The 14,855-nt window shown below is 60.9% G+C and carries 16 protein-coding genes; 6 read left to right on the top strand and 10 right to left on the bottom strand.

Annotated elements, in window-relative coordinates; all coding sequences use genetic code 11:
* On the bottom strand, positions 1–246 hold a 246-nt coding region (locus ACHFFR_RS09505), incomplete at its 3' end, for a hypothetical protein (protein WP_394264026.1).
* On the opposite strand from ACHFFR_RS09505, the gene ACHFFR_RS09500 reads away from it, so the two are divergent.
* Entirely contained in the window at positions 236–946 is a 711-nt protein-coding gene (locus ACHFFR_RS09500) for a hypothetical protein (protein ID WP_394264025.1), read from the top strand. The two genes, ACHFFR_RS09505 and ACHFFR_RS09500, sit on opposite strands and share 11 nt — an antisense overlap.
* Positions 943–1,032, top strand: coding sequence for a hypothetical protein (locus ACHFFR_RS09495; protein WP_394264024.1), 90 nt, complete (start codon positions 943–945; stop codon positions 1,030–1,032). Before ACHFFR_RS09500 ends, ACHFFR_RS09495 begins: the two co-directional genes overlap by 4 nt.
* Before the next feature lie 58 nt (positions 1,033–1,090).
* Here ACHFFR_RS09495 and ACHFFR_RS09490 read toward each other — a convergent pair whose 3' ends face one another.
* From ACHFFR_RS09490 to ACHFFR_RS09465, 6 genes are all read right to left on the bottom strand, one after another.
* Positions 1,091–2,122, bottom strand: coding sequence for an ornithine cyclodeaminase (locus ACHFFR_RS09490; RefSeq protein ID WP_394264023.1), 1,032 nt, complete (start codon positions 2,120–2,122; stop codon positions 1,091–1,093).
* A gap of 153 nt (positions 2,123–2,275) precedes the next feature.
* On the bottom strand, positions 2,276–2,803 hold the full coding sequence (locus tag ACHFFR_RS09485) for a hypothetical protein (RefSeq protein ID WP_394264022.1): 528 nt from the start codon (positions 2,801–2,803) through the stop codon (positions 2,276–2,278).
* Positions 2,804–2,841: 38 nt separating this feature from the next.
* Positions 2,842–3,318, bottom strand: coding sequence for an FABP family protein (locus ACHFFR_RS09480; protein WP_394264021.1), 477 nt, complete (start codon positions 3,316–3,318; stop codon positions 2,842–2,844).
* 43 nt (positions 3,319–3,361) lie between these two features.
* Entirely contained in the window at positions 3,362–4,660 is a 1,299-nt protein-coding gene (locus ACHFFR_RS09475; protein WP_394264020.1) for an AI-2E family transporter, read from the bottom strand.
* Positions 4,661–4,755: 95 nt separating this feature from the next.
* On the bottom strand, positions 4,756–6,111 hold the full coding sequence (locus ACHFFR_RS09470) for a DUF2254 domain-containing protein (protein ID WP_394264019.1): 1,356 nt from the start codon (positions 6,109–6,111) through the stop codon (positions 4,756–4,758).
* Positions 6,112–6,175: 64 nt separating this feature from the next.
* On the bottom strand, positions 6,176–7,249 hold the full coding sequence (locus tag ACHFFR_RS09465) for a glutathione S-transferase family protein (protein ID WP_394264018.1): 1,074 nt from the start codon (positions 7,247–7,249) through the stop codon (positions 6,176–6,178).
* Between the two features lie 74 nt (positions 7,250–7,323).
* Between ACHFFR_RS09465 and ACHFFR_RS09460 the strand changes: the two genes are divergently transcribed.
* Complete coding sequence (locus ACHFFR_RS09460) at positions 7,324–8,400, top strand: aldo/keto reductase (protein ID WP_394264017.1); 1,077 nt, start codon at positions 7,324–7,326, stop codon at positions 8,398–8,400.
* Positions 8,401–8,402: 2 nt separating this feature from the next.
* Positions 8,403–9,527, top strand: a complete 1,125-nt coding sequence (locus ACHFFR_RS09455) for a class I SAM-dependent methyltransferase (protein ID WP_394264016.1) — start codon at positions 8,403–8,405, stop codon at positions 9,525–9,527.
* 24 nt (positions 9,528–9,551) lie between these two features.
* Here the strand turns inward: ACHFFR_RS09455 and ACHFFR_RS09450 are convergent, their stop codons facing one another.
* The gene (locus ACHFFR_RS09450; RefSeq protein WP_394264015.1) at positions 9,552–9,896 is read right to left on the bottom strand and encodes a DsrE family protein; all 345 of its coding nucleotides are present in this window, start codon (positions 9,894–9,896) and stop codon (positions 9,552–9,554) included.
* 143 nt (positions 9,897–10,039) lie between these two features.
* Positions 10,040–11,308 carry an O-acetylhomoserine aminocarboxypropyltransferase/cysteine synthase family protein gene (locus ACHFFR_RS09445; RefSeq protein WP_394264014.1) on the bottom strand — a complete coding sequence of 423 codons (1,269 nt, stop codon included), beginning with the start codon at positions 11,306–11,308 and terminating at the stop codon, positions 10,040–10,042.
* 294 nt (positions 11,309–11,602) lie between these two features.
* Here ACHFFR_RS09445 and ACHFFR_RS09440 point away from each other — a divergent pair, with 294 nt between their 5' ends.
* Entirely contained in the window at positions 11,603–11,983 is a 381-nt protein-coding gene (locus ACHFFR_RS09440) for a hypothetical protein (RefSeq protein WP_394264013.1), read from the top strand.
* On the top strand, positions 11,983–14,667 hold the full coding sequence (locus ACHFFR_RS09435) for a hypothetical protein (protein ID WP_394264012.1): 2,685 nt from the start codon (positions 11,983–11,985) through the stop codon (positions 14,665–14,667). The genes ACHFFR_RS09440 and ACHFFR_RS09435 overlap by 1 nt, the downstream gene beginning before the upstream one ends.
* A gap of 7 nt (positions 14,668–14,674) precedes the next feature.
* Here the strand turns inward: ACHFFR_RS09435 and ACHFFR_RS09430 are convergent.
* A partial coding sequence (locus ACHFFR_RS09430) for a hypothetical protein (RefSeq protein WP_394264011.1) occupies positions 14,675–14,855 on the bottom strand: 181 nt, incomplete at its 5' end.

Below are 14,855 nucleotides of genomic sequence, written 5' to 3'. Positions count from 1 at the left end.
TATGAATCTGGTGTTGAAGTCGCGTCTCCGAAACGCCTGGTAAGGGAATCGAAGAGTATCGCATACTTTTAAAAAGTGACTTGTCCGACGCAAGGCGTTCAGGCGGCCGTTGCCGCACCAGAAGAGACTCAGGAAGTCTCGGTTCAACCTAGCAATGATCGGCCCGGACGCCGTCAATGCGACGTCGTGGAGTATTCCTCTGACAATTAAATCCAGCGATGGAACTTCCGAAAGGGTGACGGTCACAGAGGCGAACTCTTCGCCGACCCGCACTGATTTGGGCGAGTATCACCACGCGATTGTCAACTACACCGCGCCGCTTCCGAAGTACGCCGCTGATGGCGTCACCGAGCTCTCGTACTCCGCGAGCGTGCCGATGGTTCGTGCAACTGCTGTTGCACACGGCAAGCAGATTACGTTCTACCACAGTGGTGGTGCGGATTTGTCTGATCCAGCGCAGGTGGCGAACCTCGAGCAAGAGTACGATCCGTCGGTGACTGTGACGTTTGTTGGCGAGGTGGCGCAGCCGACCACCATGAAGGCGACGCGCACGGGCAACTATTACACCCCGACCAACTCGAAGACGGTTGAAACCACCCTGAACAACACCGGTACGTCGACGACGTACTCGCTCATGGCTAACCGTTACGGCGGCAATCCTCAGGCGCTGACCAAGAGCCAGCTGAACGATCTCTCCTACTTTAAGATTCCGGCAACTAGCTCCGGGCATAAGTACAAGACGATGAACAGCTACGCGTTCGAGTTTGGTGATCTGGAGAACTTCACGAAGACCGTGACGGGCGACGTCGAAACTGGTTTCGCCGTCACATACACCCGCAATTTCGATGCGGCTTACCCTGCAAGCGCAACGGTGAAGCAGGGCGAGTACCCCCAACGCCCGATCCGAAGCCCACACCTGATGAGCCGTTGCCGAAGACCGGTATGAGCGGAACGATTCCTGCACTTGGCCTGTCGCTGACTCTGCTCATCGGCGGTGCGGTGCTCCTCAACCGGAGAAGGCTAGCCGCGTAAGTCGCGTACTCAAGGACGCCCAGGCGCTCGTGCCTGGGCATCCTTGGGTCGGTATGGGTTAGAGGATCGGGCTCATTGAGGGGACGATCAACGAGAATAGATCTTTGGGGTCATCGGGATCGGCAATGAGCTCGATGTCGTCGACGTAGTGGGTGTCTGCCACGGCGTCGCGCACGTACTTCAGAGCCGAGAAGTCGGCCATCGCAAAGCCCACCGAATCAAAGAGCGTGATCTCATCGTCCGAGGTCCGCCCGGGATGCATGCCCCGCACGACGTCCGCGAATTCCACCACCGGGAAGTCGGGCGCCATCTGTTGGATCTCACCCTCGATGCGGGTCTGCGGCTCGAACTCCACGAACACGGTGGATCGCTCCACAATGGCCGCCTCGAGTTCGGTCTTGCCGGGGCAGTCACCGCCAATGGCGTTCAGGTGTACGCCGGGGGTCACTTGCGAGTCGTGGAGGACGGTCGCATGCTGCTTGTCAGCGGTACAGACGGTGATGACGTCGGCCCCGCGGACGGCGTCGTCGGCAGACGAACAGATCTCGATGTCAAAGCCGAGCGGCTCGATGTTGCGCCGGAACTTATCCATGGCCGCCGGGTCGATGTCGAATACACGCAAGGATTCCACGCCGAGCGCACCGCGCATGGCGAGCGCCTGGAACTCAGCTTGCGACCCGGTGCCGATCATGGCGTGGACGCGTGAATCGGGACGCGCGAGCCGCTGAGCGACCAGCGCTGACACGGCCGCCGTTCGCAGCGCCGTTAGGATGGTCATCTCGGCGACGAAGGTGGGGTATCCGTTGTCGACGTCGGCGAGCATGCCGAACGCGGTGACCGTTTGAAACCCGCGAGCGGGATTCGACGGATGACCATTGACGTACTTGAACGAATATTCGCGACTATCCGAGATCGGCATCAGCTCAATCACGCCGATCGGGGAGTGGCTGGCCACTCGCGGGATCTTCTCAAAGGAATCCCACTGGTGAAAATCGTCGGCTAGGTACTCCATCATCTCGGACGTGATCTTCTCGATCCCCGTGTCAAAGGCCCAGCGGGCCATGTTGGTGACATCCACGAAACTCGTCATCTACAGCTCTTTCACGCGGGCCAGCGCCGTTGCTGGCCATTGGAGAAAGCGTACTAAAGGGCGCCCTGAAGGGCTAGGGTCTGGTGAGCGCGTCGGCGGGCCGGTGCGCGGGAGGAGCGCACAGGAGAGTGCACGGAAACTCGCGCGGGGCTTCTAGATGAAGTTCGGGGTCTTGGCCTGCGGCTCGGCGTCGGCCAGTTGCTTCGGCGTGATCGTGCAGGAGATCTGACCGCTGAGGCGGTAAACGAGGGCGAGCGCCGTGACGACCATGGCGATGACGCCCAGCCACGGCTGGACCGGCGCGAACCAGGTGATCGCACCGGAGTAGCCGAGCGCGATCAGCGCGAGCTTGTTACAGACCGGGCAGCCCACCGCGAACCATGCGAGTATCCCGCCGACCGTGCCAAGCGCGGTAGTGCGGGTCTCGGACCTGTCGTCCATCTGCGGGGTGCCCTTGACGTAGGTGGCAACGAGCATTCCCATGAGAACCGACGTGATGATCCATACCGGGTAGTTCCACCACACGGGCGGGATGTCCCGCCCGAACACGGGGTTCGGGATGAGGACGGTAGCGAATCCGATGAAGAGGGCGGACGCGACGCCGGCGAGGATCGCCACCGTCCACTGCCGCCTCGTCCAGAGGCGCAGTGCGGACATTGCTTGCTCAAGCCTTAAACGCATGGCAACCACAATACCCCGTGGGGTATCCGAAAGCGACCCTAGGAATCCTGGCGCCTGTACTCGGCGGTCAGGTGGTTCTCCATCATGACTCCCACGGCGGCCATGCCCATCGTTGAGCGCAGGCGATCGCCGTCGAGGGTGAAGGTGCGCTCGGTGGAATCAACCTGCTTGGCTGTCGCCGAGTTTTGCACCTTGCCCGTGAGCTCGATGTGGAAGCCGCCCTCGGTTTCCTCGAGTGTTCCCTCGAGAAGCTCCGTCTGGCCGGTGGGCAGCGCGAGAATAAACTCGGCCGTTCCGTTGCCGGGAATTCGCAGGTAGCCGGTCTCGGTGTGCATCGGCATGCCCTCGGCGTTCCACGTGCGCTGGATGTAGTGCAGGAACGGCTTGCCGATGTTCGTAAACGTGATTTCCTCGCGGTATTCGAAGGTCTTGATCGTGGGGTAGACGCCCACGCCCGCGCCTTCCCACGTGCCAACGAGTGCTTCTACAGGTTTCAGATTGTCGCTTAGTTCCATATCTCTACCTTAGACCTTTGTGCGCTCGGTGAGCGCGGGTGGGCTAGTCGTCGTCGGGAAGTACGCGTTCCTTGGGGACGTAGGGGATCTCATCGAGCGGGGCCTCCGGCTGGTTCAGCGTGCGGTAGACCGACCATACGATCGCCATGATAGGAATGGCGATCACTGCGCCCACGAGTCCGCCCGCAAAACCACCGGCCGCCACACCGACGGCGACGAGGGCGGGGTGAATCGAGACCTGCTGACCCATGATGAGCGGCTGCCACAAGTTACCTTCGAGCTGCCCGATGAGCGCGATTCCAAGACCGACGACGACGAAGTCCACGGTTCCACCGGAGGCGAGAGCCACGATCATCGCGATGATCATCGCGGCCGGCGCACCGACGAGCGGGATAAACGTACCGATGAGGACGAGCACGGCCAGCGGCGCCGCGAGCGGAACACCGACGATGCTGAGGAAGATGAAGGCCAGTACCCCGTTGATGAGGGAGATGATGACGGTGCCACGGGCGTATCCGGAGAAGGCGATCCACCCCGCATAAGCACCGAGGTTCACGCGCTCGCGGTTGCGATCGGGAAGCAGGTTGAGCGCCCAGAGCCACATCTGCGGGCCCTGCGCCAAGAGCGTGGCGGTGACGAACAGGGCGAGAGCCAAAATCGTGAGGATCATGGCGACTTGACCGGCGTTGGTTGCCACCGTGGAGGCCACAGTGCCCGCGTTTGCCTGAATCCATTCGGTTCCACTGCTCACGGCGTTGCCGATCGCCTCGGTGATTTCTTCGCGCGTGATGTCGATCGGCAGCGGACCGTCGGTGAAGAAGCCGAGGATGTCGTCCACGCCCTCCTCGAACTGTGCGGCCAGATCTTCCCATTCGTTGGCCACCGAAAAGATGACGTACGTGAGCATTCCGCCGAAGACGAGGAAACCAAAAATGAGCGCCAGCGCGGTCGCAAGGAAGCGTGGCATGTACTTATCCAGCCACTCCACCATCGGGTGGAGCACCGAGGTCAACACGAAGGCGAGGAAGACGCCGAGGAAAACCTCGGACACGGTGCCGAGCGCCGTGGTGATTCCGATGATGATGAGCGCGATCCCCACAAGCATCCAGGCTCCGAGCCCGTACTTGGCGAGCCAGTGGGGGATACCCAGTGCGTGGATCCGGTCTCCCGGTGGGGCGACCATGCCGCCCCACGTGCCCTGTGCCTTGTTCTGGGCAAGCACGTCAAGGTCGTCGTGGGTGATGATGCGCTTGTGAGCCTTGGCCCGCTCTTCGGCCTCTTGTCGGGCAGCGATGACGGCGTCCTCATCGCTGGTGGTGCTCCGCTTAAAACGGTCGATCAAACTCATTGCCTACTCCGGCGTCGCTTGCTGTACTCGTTGACACTATCGCACACGGCTACCGAGAGGTGACCCGCGTGCCGCTAGGTGGCGTTTACCTAGACTTCGAACTGTGCGCGTTTGTGGGCGGTGAGATCGTCAGCATCGGGATTCGGCTCTTCTTCGTCGTGGTCCCAGTGCGCAGCCTCGAGCACGATCTCTAGGTCATAGCTTTCGGCGACCTCGCTCTTGGCCATCCTGACGATGCGCGTGCGCTCGTCGTTGATGAGCTTGCGCGTCGATTCGGGCGCCACGGAATCAATCGAATCCAGCATCATGAGTAACCGGGTCAAAACCGCGACCTCTCCGCCCGCGTAGCGGCGGATGCTTCCCACGAATCGCGAGACGAGTTCGTCAATCGTTCGCGTTGCTGACCACACGAGCAACCTGCCGGGCTCGCTGTCCTCGTCGTCGTCGGGTTTCTCGTCCTCGAACCGTGCAATGGGCTCAAGCGGGTCGGAGGCGACTGCCCGCAGGATGCGCCCGCCGTGACCAATCGCGTGGGTGACCGTGGTTGGATCGTTGCTCGACGTGCTCAGCGCGCGCACCGCGATGTCGAGGATCTGCTGGAGGCCCAGCGAGAAATCGGCGCCGGAGGCCCGCTCCTCGCCAATGTAAATGAAGTGCGGGACCTCCTCGTCGTCGTCGCCGCCCCAGTACCACCCCATCGGCTGGCCTTCCATGACCGAATCGCCTGGTCGAATGTCAATGACGACGGTGGTCTCGCTGCTGCGTGCCCAGTCCATGGCGTGATCAACGTCGACCGACTGGACGAAGCCGAAGCTCCCTGCGCGAATCGCCTTGGCATCCGTGGGGACCTCAGGGCGCTCGACCGGATCTTTTTCCGGGAACTTCGAACCGGACTTCATGAGGGGCTTGGCGAGTTTCAGCACGCGATTTGCCGACGTCGACAGAATCGTGTCCACGCGAACCATGTCCACCACGCGCGAGACGTACCAAATAAAGGTCGCCACAGCGAGGAAGATGCCGACCATGGCAACGGTCATGGCGAGTTGCGGCGGAACGTCGTCGTTGGTGTCGAGCGATCGCGCAACCATGACTGAGTAGGCGAACAGGCCCACGTACACGCCCAAGATGCCGCGAACGGCGCGCGAGGAAATAAAGTCGCGCAACAACTGATGCGAGAAGCTTCCCGAGGCGACCTGGAGGACGATGAGCGTCATCGAGATCGTCGTCGTCAACACCGTCAACAGCGTGGACGAGATGAACGAAATCATCGAGGCCGCGGACTCGGAATCGCCTGGCCACAGGAAGCGGGAGAGCATCGCGTCTGTTGAGACCGATATCGACGTGAGGACCACGCCGAGTGCGATGCCTACAATGCCCGTGAGTAGTGGCCACGCCCATAGGCGCGAGCTCAGTAACTGCTTGATTCGGTTGAAAAATACCCTCATGGCTTCAGCATACAAAAGCGCGCTTCATGCGCGCCCGCGAGCAACGGTGTGAGAGTGCGCCTGTCTAGGACACGAGCGGGTTGTGCCCGGCCTGGACCTCCTCGCCGTCTCGTACGGGGCCGGGAGCAGTGCCACCCGCCCACGGATCATCCGAGAGCTCGTCGCGTCCGTGCGGGGTAAGCCAGCCCTCGAGCGAGGGGCCCTTCGGCACGATCTGCGTGGGGTTAATGTCCGCATGCACGATGTAGTAGTGCTCTTTGATCTGCTGGAAATCCACCGTGTCGCCAAAGCCTGGGGTCTGGAACAGGTCGCGCGCGTAGGCCCACAGCACGGGCATCTCGGTGAGCTTGTTGCGGTTTGTCTTGAAGTGGCCGTGGTAGGCGGCGTCGAAGCGGACGAGCGTGGTGAACAGGCGAACGTCGGCTTCCGTGATGTGCTCGCCCATGAGGTAGCGGCGGTCGGCGAGCCGATCTTCCAGCCAATCCATCGCCGTCCATAGTCGATCGTAGGCATCCTCGTAGTGTTCTTGGGAGCCCGCGAAGCCGCAACGGTAGACCCCGTTGTTGACCTCGGTGAAGATCCGCTTCATGACCTCTTCCATCTCCTCGAGCTGGTCGGCCGGCCACAGGTTCGGTGCGCCCTCGCGGTGGAAGTCGGTCCACTCGGAGGAAAAGTCGCGGGTGATCTGGTCGAAGTCATTGGTGACGAGCTTGCCCGTGGTGGTGTCGACGATCGCGGGCACGGTGATGCCCAGCGGGTAGTCCGGGTCGAGTGCGAAGTATGCCTCCTGGAGGCGTTCGTAGCCGAGGACCGGATCCTTTCCGCCCTCGTCGAGGTCGAACGTCCACGAGTTCTTGTCATGGGTGGGGCCGGGCAGGCCGATGGAGATGGCGTCCTCCAAGCCCAGAAGCCGGCGGACGATGAGGGTGCGGTTCGCCCACGGGCACGCGCGGGCAGCCACGAGGCGGTAGCGGCCGGCCTCGGGGGTGAAGCCGTCGCGGCCGTCCTTGGTGATGCGGGTGGTCACGTAGCGCATGTCGCGCTCGTAGGGCTTGCCGCCATCCACGTAGGTGCCGTTCTCCGTCTGGGTCGAGGGTGCCGGTTCTGTGCCATTGGTTGAATTTTCAATCGTCGCCATATCGACAGGCTATGCGATTTCGCCCGCAGGTGTCAACGGGCGCCGCGCGGGCGTCGTCGTGAAACAATGCTCATATGAAACCGACGAACTTCCAGCCCACCGACGACTTTTGGAATCCCGCCGAGTCCAGGTACGACGACGTTCCGATCGGGCGCTGCGGCCGCTCCGGCCTGCATCTGCCCCGAATTGCGCTTGGCACGTGGCACAATTTCGGCGACGATACGCCGTTTCAGACCCAGCGCGACATCGTGCGCTACGCGTTCGACCGCGGGATCATCCACATCGATATCGCCAACAACTACGGCCCGCCGGCGGGCTCAACCGAGGAGAACATCGGGCGGATCGTGGCCAAGGACCTCAAGGCGCACCGCCACGAGCTCGTGATCTCCACGAAGGCCGGCATGGCGATGTGGCCCGGGCCCACGGGTTTTGGCGGCTCGCGCGGCTATCTGCTCAATTCGCTCGACGAATCCCTTCGGCGCCTCGGCATGGATTACGTCGATATTTTCTACCATCACCGCCCCGACCCGGACGTTCCGCTGGAAGAGTCCATGCTTGCGCTTCACGACGCCGTCCGGTCCGGCAAAGCCCGGTACGCGGGCCTGTCCTCCTACTCGGCGCCTGCGACCGCGCAGGCTCAGGCGATCATGCGCGAGCTCGGCACGCCGCTGGTCATCCACCAGCCTTCGTACTCGATGCTCAATCGCTGGGTGGAAGACGGCGAACCCTCGCTACTCGACACGGCGGCTGAGGAAGGCATGGGCATCATCGCGTTTTCACCGCTCGCGCAGGGTCTGCTGACGAACAAGTATCTGAACGGCGTACCTAAGGGCTCGCGGCTCGACAAGGGCAAGGTCTCCGAGAGCTACTTCGCGCCGGAAACTCTCGATCACGTGCGCGCGCTCAACGACATCGCGCGCGATCGCGGGCAGACGCTGGCGCAGATGGCGATCGCCTGGATTCTTCGCGAGCAAGGCGCCGGCACGGTGACGACGGCGCTCGTGGGGGCGTCGTCGGTGGGCCAGCTCGAGGACTCACTCGGCGCGCTGGACAACACCGACTTCAATAGCGACGAACTCGCGCGCATCGACGAGCACGCGGTGGAATCTGGAATCAACACGTGGTGGAATGCCACGCAGTCGAGGATGTGAGTATGGATATTTCAACGCTCGATGAGCTCATTGTTGATGTCGCGCTCGGCGAGGTGGCGCAACCGCGTCGCGTGGCCGTACTCGACGACCCCTCCGGCGATCTGCTCCGTTCGGTACTCGGGTGGCAGGGCGTGGAGGCCGTGTTGCTCGGCTCGCGCACGATCGACCAGGCGCGCGGCGCGCAACAGGCGATCGGCGACGACGATCGCGTGAGCGTTGCGGGGGCCGATGGTCCGCTTCGCCTCGACGAGTTCCTTGCCGCTCCTCTCGATCTGGCGATCGGACACGTGCCGAAGTCGCTGGAGGAGACCGCCTATGTTGCGGCCGCTGCCGCAGCAAGCGGAGCGGTGCTCGTGATCGGTGCGAACAACAAACACATGGACCGCGGCCACAACGCCACGCTGGCCGAATACTACTCCGACGTGCGCGCGAGCCGAGGGCGAGGGAAGTTCCGGGCTCTCATCTCCAGCGGCGAGCCGACCGGGCGCACCTACGCGCCAGCCGTGGGTGATTCACAGGCCGGACCAATCTTCGGTGTGGGCGGCGTGTTCAGCGGCGCGGACGAGGATTACGGCGGGCAGTTCCTCGCCGCGGAGGCGCTCAAAGAACTCACGGCTGAAACGCTCAGCCGCAAGGCGGCGGCAAACCCCTGGGATACGTGGGCGCGACCATCCGAGCCGGAGCGGACCGACCTCGACGTGGTTGACCTCGGCTGTGGCAACGGCTCGGTTGCGCTCGCGGTTCTCGATGCCCTGCCCGAGGCCAAGGTGCTCGCAACGGATACTCACGCGGATGCCGTGGTATCGGCGTCGTTGACTCTCCGCGAATTCGTGGACGCCGGGCGCGCACGGATGACCTGGGACGATGCCGCGGGTGATGAAGGGGACGGGGTGGCCGACGTCGTGCTACTCAATCCGCCGTTCCACGATGGCACTGCGATTGACGCGACCCTCGTGCAGGGGTTGCTCGACGCCGGCCGCCGGCTGCTACGCCCCGGCGGCCGCCTATACATGGTGCACAACAACCACCTGCGCTACCGGCCAGAGGTCGAGGCGCGGTTCGATCGGGTGCAGCAGATTGCGCGTAACTCGAAGTTCACCGTGCTCCGAGGCCAGCTCGCCGGCTAGCGCTGCTCGATGCGTCGGTGGGCGTTAGGCCTTGACGTAGCCGTAGCCCTCGGACTGGAGCTGAGCGATCTCGACGATGCCGGCGTCGACGACGCGGACGTAATCGGGGATGAGCTCGGCCTTGACCTGACGCTCGCCGAGCGCGATCTCGCACACGACGAAGTCCACGCCCTCGGCCTCCAGGCCGCGGATGCGTGCCATGCGGTTCGGATCCGCTTCGAGTTGGGAGAAGGAGCGCACGGCTCCACCGTTGGCAACGACCACTGCCTTGTTTGCGGCATCTGCGCGCACGAAGTTTCGTACCGAGCGCAGTGTAAAGGGCCAGCGATCATTTTCGTTGATATGGAAAACGAGCTTGTATTCTGACATTCTTTTCCCCTTTGAAAAATCCGAGTACGTGTCGCTAGACACATATTTTAGGTGTCGCTAGACACACACTACAGCGCGGGAACGATATTTTCACGTCAAGATATTAATCTCGCGGACGCGATTGGCTCTGGCCTGTGCGGACCCTACTTCAGCGAGTCGAGAGCCTGTGCGAGATCCTCGATCACGTCGTCGGCATTCTCGAGCCCAATCGACACCCGCACGAGTCCCGGCGTGATTCCTGCCTCGACGAGCCCCTCGTCCGTCAGCTGGCGGTGTGTCATCGACGCGGGGTGCAGCACGCACGAGCGCGAATCGGCCACGTGCACCTCGCGCGAAATCAGCTTCAGCGCGTCCATGAACTTCACGCCGTTCTCGCGGCTGCCGACGTCGATCGAGATGACGCCCGAGTAGCCACCCTTGAGGTACTTCTTCGCGATCTCGTGGTACGGCGAGCTCTCGAGGCCGGGGTAGCGAACCTCGCTCAGCACGTCGCGGCGCGAATCGAGGTACTGGGCCACCTTGAGTCCGTTCTCGCAGTGGCGGCGCATGCGCACATCAAGCGACTCCAACGAGAGGTTCAGGACGAAGGCCGAGTGGGCGGCGGGGTACATGCCGAAATCGCGCATGAGCTGCATGCGCGCCTTGATGATGTTTGGCGCAACCGCGTAGTCCTTGGTGTAGACGACCCCGTGGTAGGACTCGTCCGGCTCGGTGAAGTCCGGGAACTTGCCGTTCGTGTAGTCGAACGTCCCGGAATCGACGATCATGCCGCCCACCTGAACGGCGTGGCCGTCCATGTACTTCGAGGTTGAGTGGATGACGATGTCGGCGCCGTATTCGATCGGCTTGCACAGCACCGGGGTAGCGAACGTTGAGTCGACGACGAACGGGACGCCCATGTCGTGAGCAATGTTCGCGAACTTCTCGAGGTCGAGCACCGCCATCGAGGGGTTGGAGATCGTCTCGCCGAACAGCAGCTTCGTGTTGTCCTTGAATGCCGCCTTGATCTCGTCCTCCGGCGCATCCTGGTCAACGTAGATCGCTTCAATGCCGAACTTCTTGAGAGTCACCGAGAAAAGGTTGAGCGTGCCACCATAAATCTCCGACGACGTCACGAAGGAGTCGCCCGCCGAGCACAGATTCATAATGGAAATCATCGTTGCGGCCTGACCTGACGACGTCGCCATAGCCGCCGCGCCGCCTTCAAGATCCGCAACCTTCTGCTCGACCGCCATGACGGTCGGGTTTGCAAAGCGCGAGTAGATGAGGGCGTGCGTGGGCTCGTCGAACACTGCGGCGATGTCGTCGGATGAGTCGTAGGTGTACGTCGTCGACTGAACAATCGGCAGCTGTCGCGGATCGCCGTTTCCTGGTTGGTAGCCAGCGTGGATGTATTTCGTTTCGTCCCTCACGGGGCCTCCTTGAACCGTTTCTTTGGCGCTCTTGGCGCATTTGCGCTCTACTTTAGCGGGGCGAGCCTTTCGGCGACGCCGGTGCACACCAGTCGGACAGAAGTTCGGCTCCGGCGCTGAAGGCCCTCACCGAATGCCGATCACACGCCAGTTGAGGCTGAAAAGATCCCGCTCAAAAGAAGGGGCGTTTCTCTATGTGAGAATCTAGAGAGAGGAAATGCGCACACGAGAGCACATGCGGTTAGGATGGTGGCGTATAACTCACTAGCCGAGCGAATAGCCGAGGGGTCAAGCATGGCAGACGTTATCGAGATGGATTACCAAGCAGTGCACGACTTGGCGGGTCAAGTATCTGACGACGCTTCACTTTATGTCAGCATTTCCCATGGTGCGAGCGATCTAGGTGGGGAAGTTTCCGGGGCTGTGGTTACCCTCCCGGTCGATACCGTTGGCGGGGCTGGTAAGACGACCAATGAGGGCGTCAATGCGGCGCGGACGCAGGGTAAGAACTTCTTTAACTTGGCCGAGGCAATTATTTTAGAGATTTCGGATGCGTGCGCTCTGCTCGGTTCAGGCACGACGACGGGCGTGAACAATATGGATGCGACGGAGCAGGACATCGTCGAGGAGTTCAAGTTTCTGGCGAGTCATATTCCTGAGGGTGAGGGCGAGTAATGCCAAGTTTCAAATCTGGAGATGTAGCGCTTCCCGTGCCTGCCTCCGAACCGTCTCCTGAGCTGTCGGAGCTGGGGCAGGCGGTCCTCAACGTTGGACGCTCACTCAACGACGGGGACGTCGTTGATCAAAATCTGGGCGCGTGGAGTGGCGCGTTTAGAGAAGCGTACGGCAGCGAGCTACGGTTCATTGCCTCCGTCATTGGGGATCTTCAAGATGCGCTATCCAACGGCCAAAAAGCCTTTGATACCTATGGCGAGGTCTACTCGACGCTGAAGGGTGACATCGAAACTGAACAAGGGCGCTGGGATTCAGCGCTGACGACGTACAACAGTGAGAAAGAGCGCATTGAAGGAGAGTGGCAGGACGCTAAGAACAAAGCCGCAGCGGATCCGGAAAGCTACACCGTCGATGATGCGTCATTCGAGGCGGAGCTTGAACGAATCAAGGACGATCTAGACACGACTCAAGAAGAGATTTCCGCGACGTATAACGGAAAAGTGACTGCTGTGGATAACGCCGCGCAGGAGCTTGCGGATTCTCTGAGCAATGCCTTGTCCGAGATCGTCTCCGATGAGGTTGCTGCGACGGCCGGTGATGCGGGTGGCGTTGATCGAACCCAACTTGGACTCGATCTGTTTGGGTCGAATGATGGGCTGTTGGGCGCGCAGATGCACTGGGAGTATGCGAATGAGTATGCCCCGCAGGCGGCGGAGGAGCTTCGTGAGATTATGTCGGGGTCGGGCGATCTCACCGACGTGGATGCAGCGAGGTTGAGAGAGTGGCAGGATAAGTATGGCGACGATCTACAAAACCCCTTCTTTGCGACAGCGTTCTACACGGACATGGATCCGGACGAGGTCCTCGGGTGGGTTGCGAACTATTCGCAGTCCAATTTCTATGGCGAGGGCGAGGAGAAGGTTGAAGCTCTCCAACACATGTTTGGTTCGCTGGGCACCGGTTTGACGATTGCCTCGGGCGGTGAGTACAACTCAGATTCACCACCGCAGGTGTGGGAGGCGTGGGAGAAATTCTCCGAGAACTCAGTGGACAATGCGAACTCGCTCGCGGAATGGAGATCGGAGTTTAATAAGGGGTTGATCGCAACAGGTCGAACAGACCTCTCAAATGAGATGGGCTACCCAATCTCCGGGTACAGTGCGATGACGTCGATCATGGCTCTTGGCAATCACTACAATCCGGATATCGTGTTGGGCGGGGATTTCCTCAACGGTGTCGGGGGTGATCGCGCGTCAGCGGTCGGTTACGACATCGTGAAGTTCGAAGAAGAATTCCAACGCCAATACGGAACCGAACCCCATTATGCATCGGGCTTGTTCTACTACGCCTATGGGGAAGAACAAGGCGCCTCACTGGATCCCGTATACAACATGATGGTCGCCATGGGGCCAGACGTGGACGGAACACGAGAGTTTTTCGCTCAAGACCTCGATTTTGGTCCGATGACCACCTACGACAACGGTGATGAGGAACGCCACATGGGGATGGCGGAGTATCTTATTTCTGGGCGCGACAAGCTGGGCGCGCCCTACTCTCCGTGGCCCGCGTGGGATGGTGGACGTGAGATCGGTGAGCTCCTCGCCGGGGCTGCGGATATGCCGGACGATCCGAATGATATTGAGGGCCGGCAGCAAGCGCAGGATGTTGCGCTGCAGTATATACGCGGTTATCAGTCAGCTCTCACCGAGGACCACGATAGTTTCTGGTGGGGTAACCAGGATTTGAACAATGGTCGGGACGTGTTCGGTGCGAACAACCCAGGTCTAGCGGAATGGGGAGGATATATCCTCGACGATCACCTTGAAGGCCTCGCGCGATCAATGCAATCCAATTATAATGTATCGTCCACCGATCATAAGCACCTTCACATCAGCCAGAGCCTCATGTCTGAGATGCAAGGTTCGCGTGGCCTGTTCGTCGACATGGGCTTTGATGCGGGGCCTGAAAATAGACCCGCTTCGACCGTCTATCTTGCCGACCAAGTGGCCAAAACATATGAGGACGCTCTCGTTGACGAGTTTAACAACGGATACACCAATGCGACGCCCAGTGAAATCGATGCCATCACTCGAAAGTGGGGGAATCTTAGCTATGCCTTTACAACCGCGCCTGGTGACGCGAGCGAGCAGGCTGGAGCGGCAATCGATGACCGCAATGCGCAGATTCACAAGCTCGCCGACAAGGGCGTGGGATTCATTCCATTCGGCAAGGTCTTTGATAACCCAATAGTCGAATCGATCGCTGGCGATATTGTCGGTTATGGAGTTGGGCAGGTCTCTGAGGCCGTCCTTCCAACCGACAACTTGAGCGAGGCTGAGCAGGCTCGCGCTCTACAAGAAGCGGGTGGTCAGGCAAGAATGGAGCAAGCATACCTCAACGCACTGACTCAGATGCCTGTTGAGAACTGGACGAACCCAGATGCCCCGTTTGCCGATGGCGACCGGGAACTCGTGGCTCCCGATGAGTATTTTGAAACTACGGGCAATAAGTCGCCCTGGAACGGGTCAGGGTTTGACAGTTACGATACGATGGTGCAAAACGGCACGAGTGGTCAATTCATGGACTATTACCGAGAAGAAGTCGGCCACTCAGCATATGCCGAGCGATACGATGCGATCGGCCAGCACTACAACGATCTGTGGACGGATCGGGAGCAACGTTAGAGCGAGCCTAGAGGGAACGCCACTTTTCGCCGGCCCACGACGTGTCATCGGGCCAGTCGATGGTGTCTGAGATCGCGGTCAGTTCATCGAGTACTGATTTTCCCTCACTGCCGGAGGATTCAAATATTTCAATCGTGGCGCCGTCGTCGGGAATCTGACCCCACCAGTAGTTGAAGTAAACAGTGCCA

It is taken from the genome of Trueperella sp., from assembly GCF_043424875.1.
In the GTDB taxonomy this organism is placed as follows: domain Bacteria; phylum Actinomycetota; class Actinomycetes; order Actinomycetales; family Actinomycetaceae; genus Trueperella.
The sequence above is the reverse complement of the archived record's forward strand: the minus strand, read 5'-3'. Positions and strand labels throughout refer to the sequence as shown.

Excerpts from the sequence above, each read along its gene's own strand:
- ACHFFR_RS09495 (WP_394264024.1), top strand. The coding sequence starts at position 943 with ATGAGCGGAACGATTCCTGCACTTGGCCTGTCGCTGACTCTGCTCATC.
- ACHFFR_RS09490 (WP_394264023.1), bottom strand. The coding sequence starts at position 2,122 with ATGACGAGTTTCGTGGATGTCACCAACATGGCCCGCTGGGCCTTTGAC.
- ACHFFR_RS09485 (WP_394264022.1), bottom strand. The coding sequence starts at position 2,803 with ATGCGTTTAAGGCTTGAGCAAGCAATGTCCGCACTGCGCCTCTGGACG.
- ACHFFR_RS09480 (WP_394264021.1), bottom strand. The coding sequence starts at position 3,318 with ATGGAACTAAGCGACAATCTGAAACCTGTAGAAGCACTCGTTGGCACG.
- ACHFFR_RS09470 (WP_394264019.1), bottom strand. The coding sequence starts at position 6,111 with ATGAGGGTATTTTTCAACCGAATCAAGCAGTTACTGAGCTCGCGCCTA.
- ACHFFR_RS09465 (WP_394264018.1), bottom strand. The coding sequence starts at position 7,249 with ATGGCGACGATTGAAAATTCAACCAATGGCACAGAACCGGCACCCTCG.
- ACHFFR_RS09460 (WP_394264017.1), top strand. The coding sequence starts at position 7,324 with ATGAAACCGACGAACTTCCAGCCCACCGACGACTTTTGGAATCCCGCC.
- ACHFFR_RS09455 (WP_394264016.1), top strand. The coding sequence starts at position 8,403 with ATGGATATTTCAACGCTCGATGAGCTCATTGTTGATGTCGCGCTCGGC.
- ACHFFR_RS09450 (WP_394264015.1), bottom strand. The coding sequence starts at position 9,896 with ATGTCAGAATACAAGCTCGTTTTCCATATCAACGAAAATGATCGCTGG.
- ACHFFR_RS09440 (WP_394264013.1), top strand. The coding sequence starts at position 11,603 with ATGGCAGACGTTATCGAGATGGATTACCAAGCAGTGCACGACTTGGCG.
- ACHFFR_RS09435 (WP_394264012.1), top strand. The coding sequence starts at position 11,983 with ATGCCAAGTTTCAAATCTGGAGATGTAGCGCTTCCCGTGCCTGCCTCC.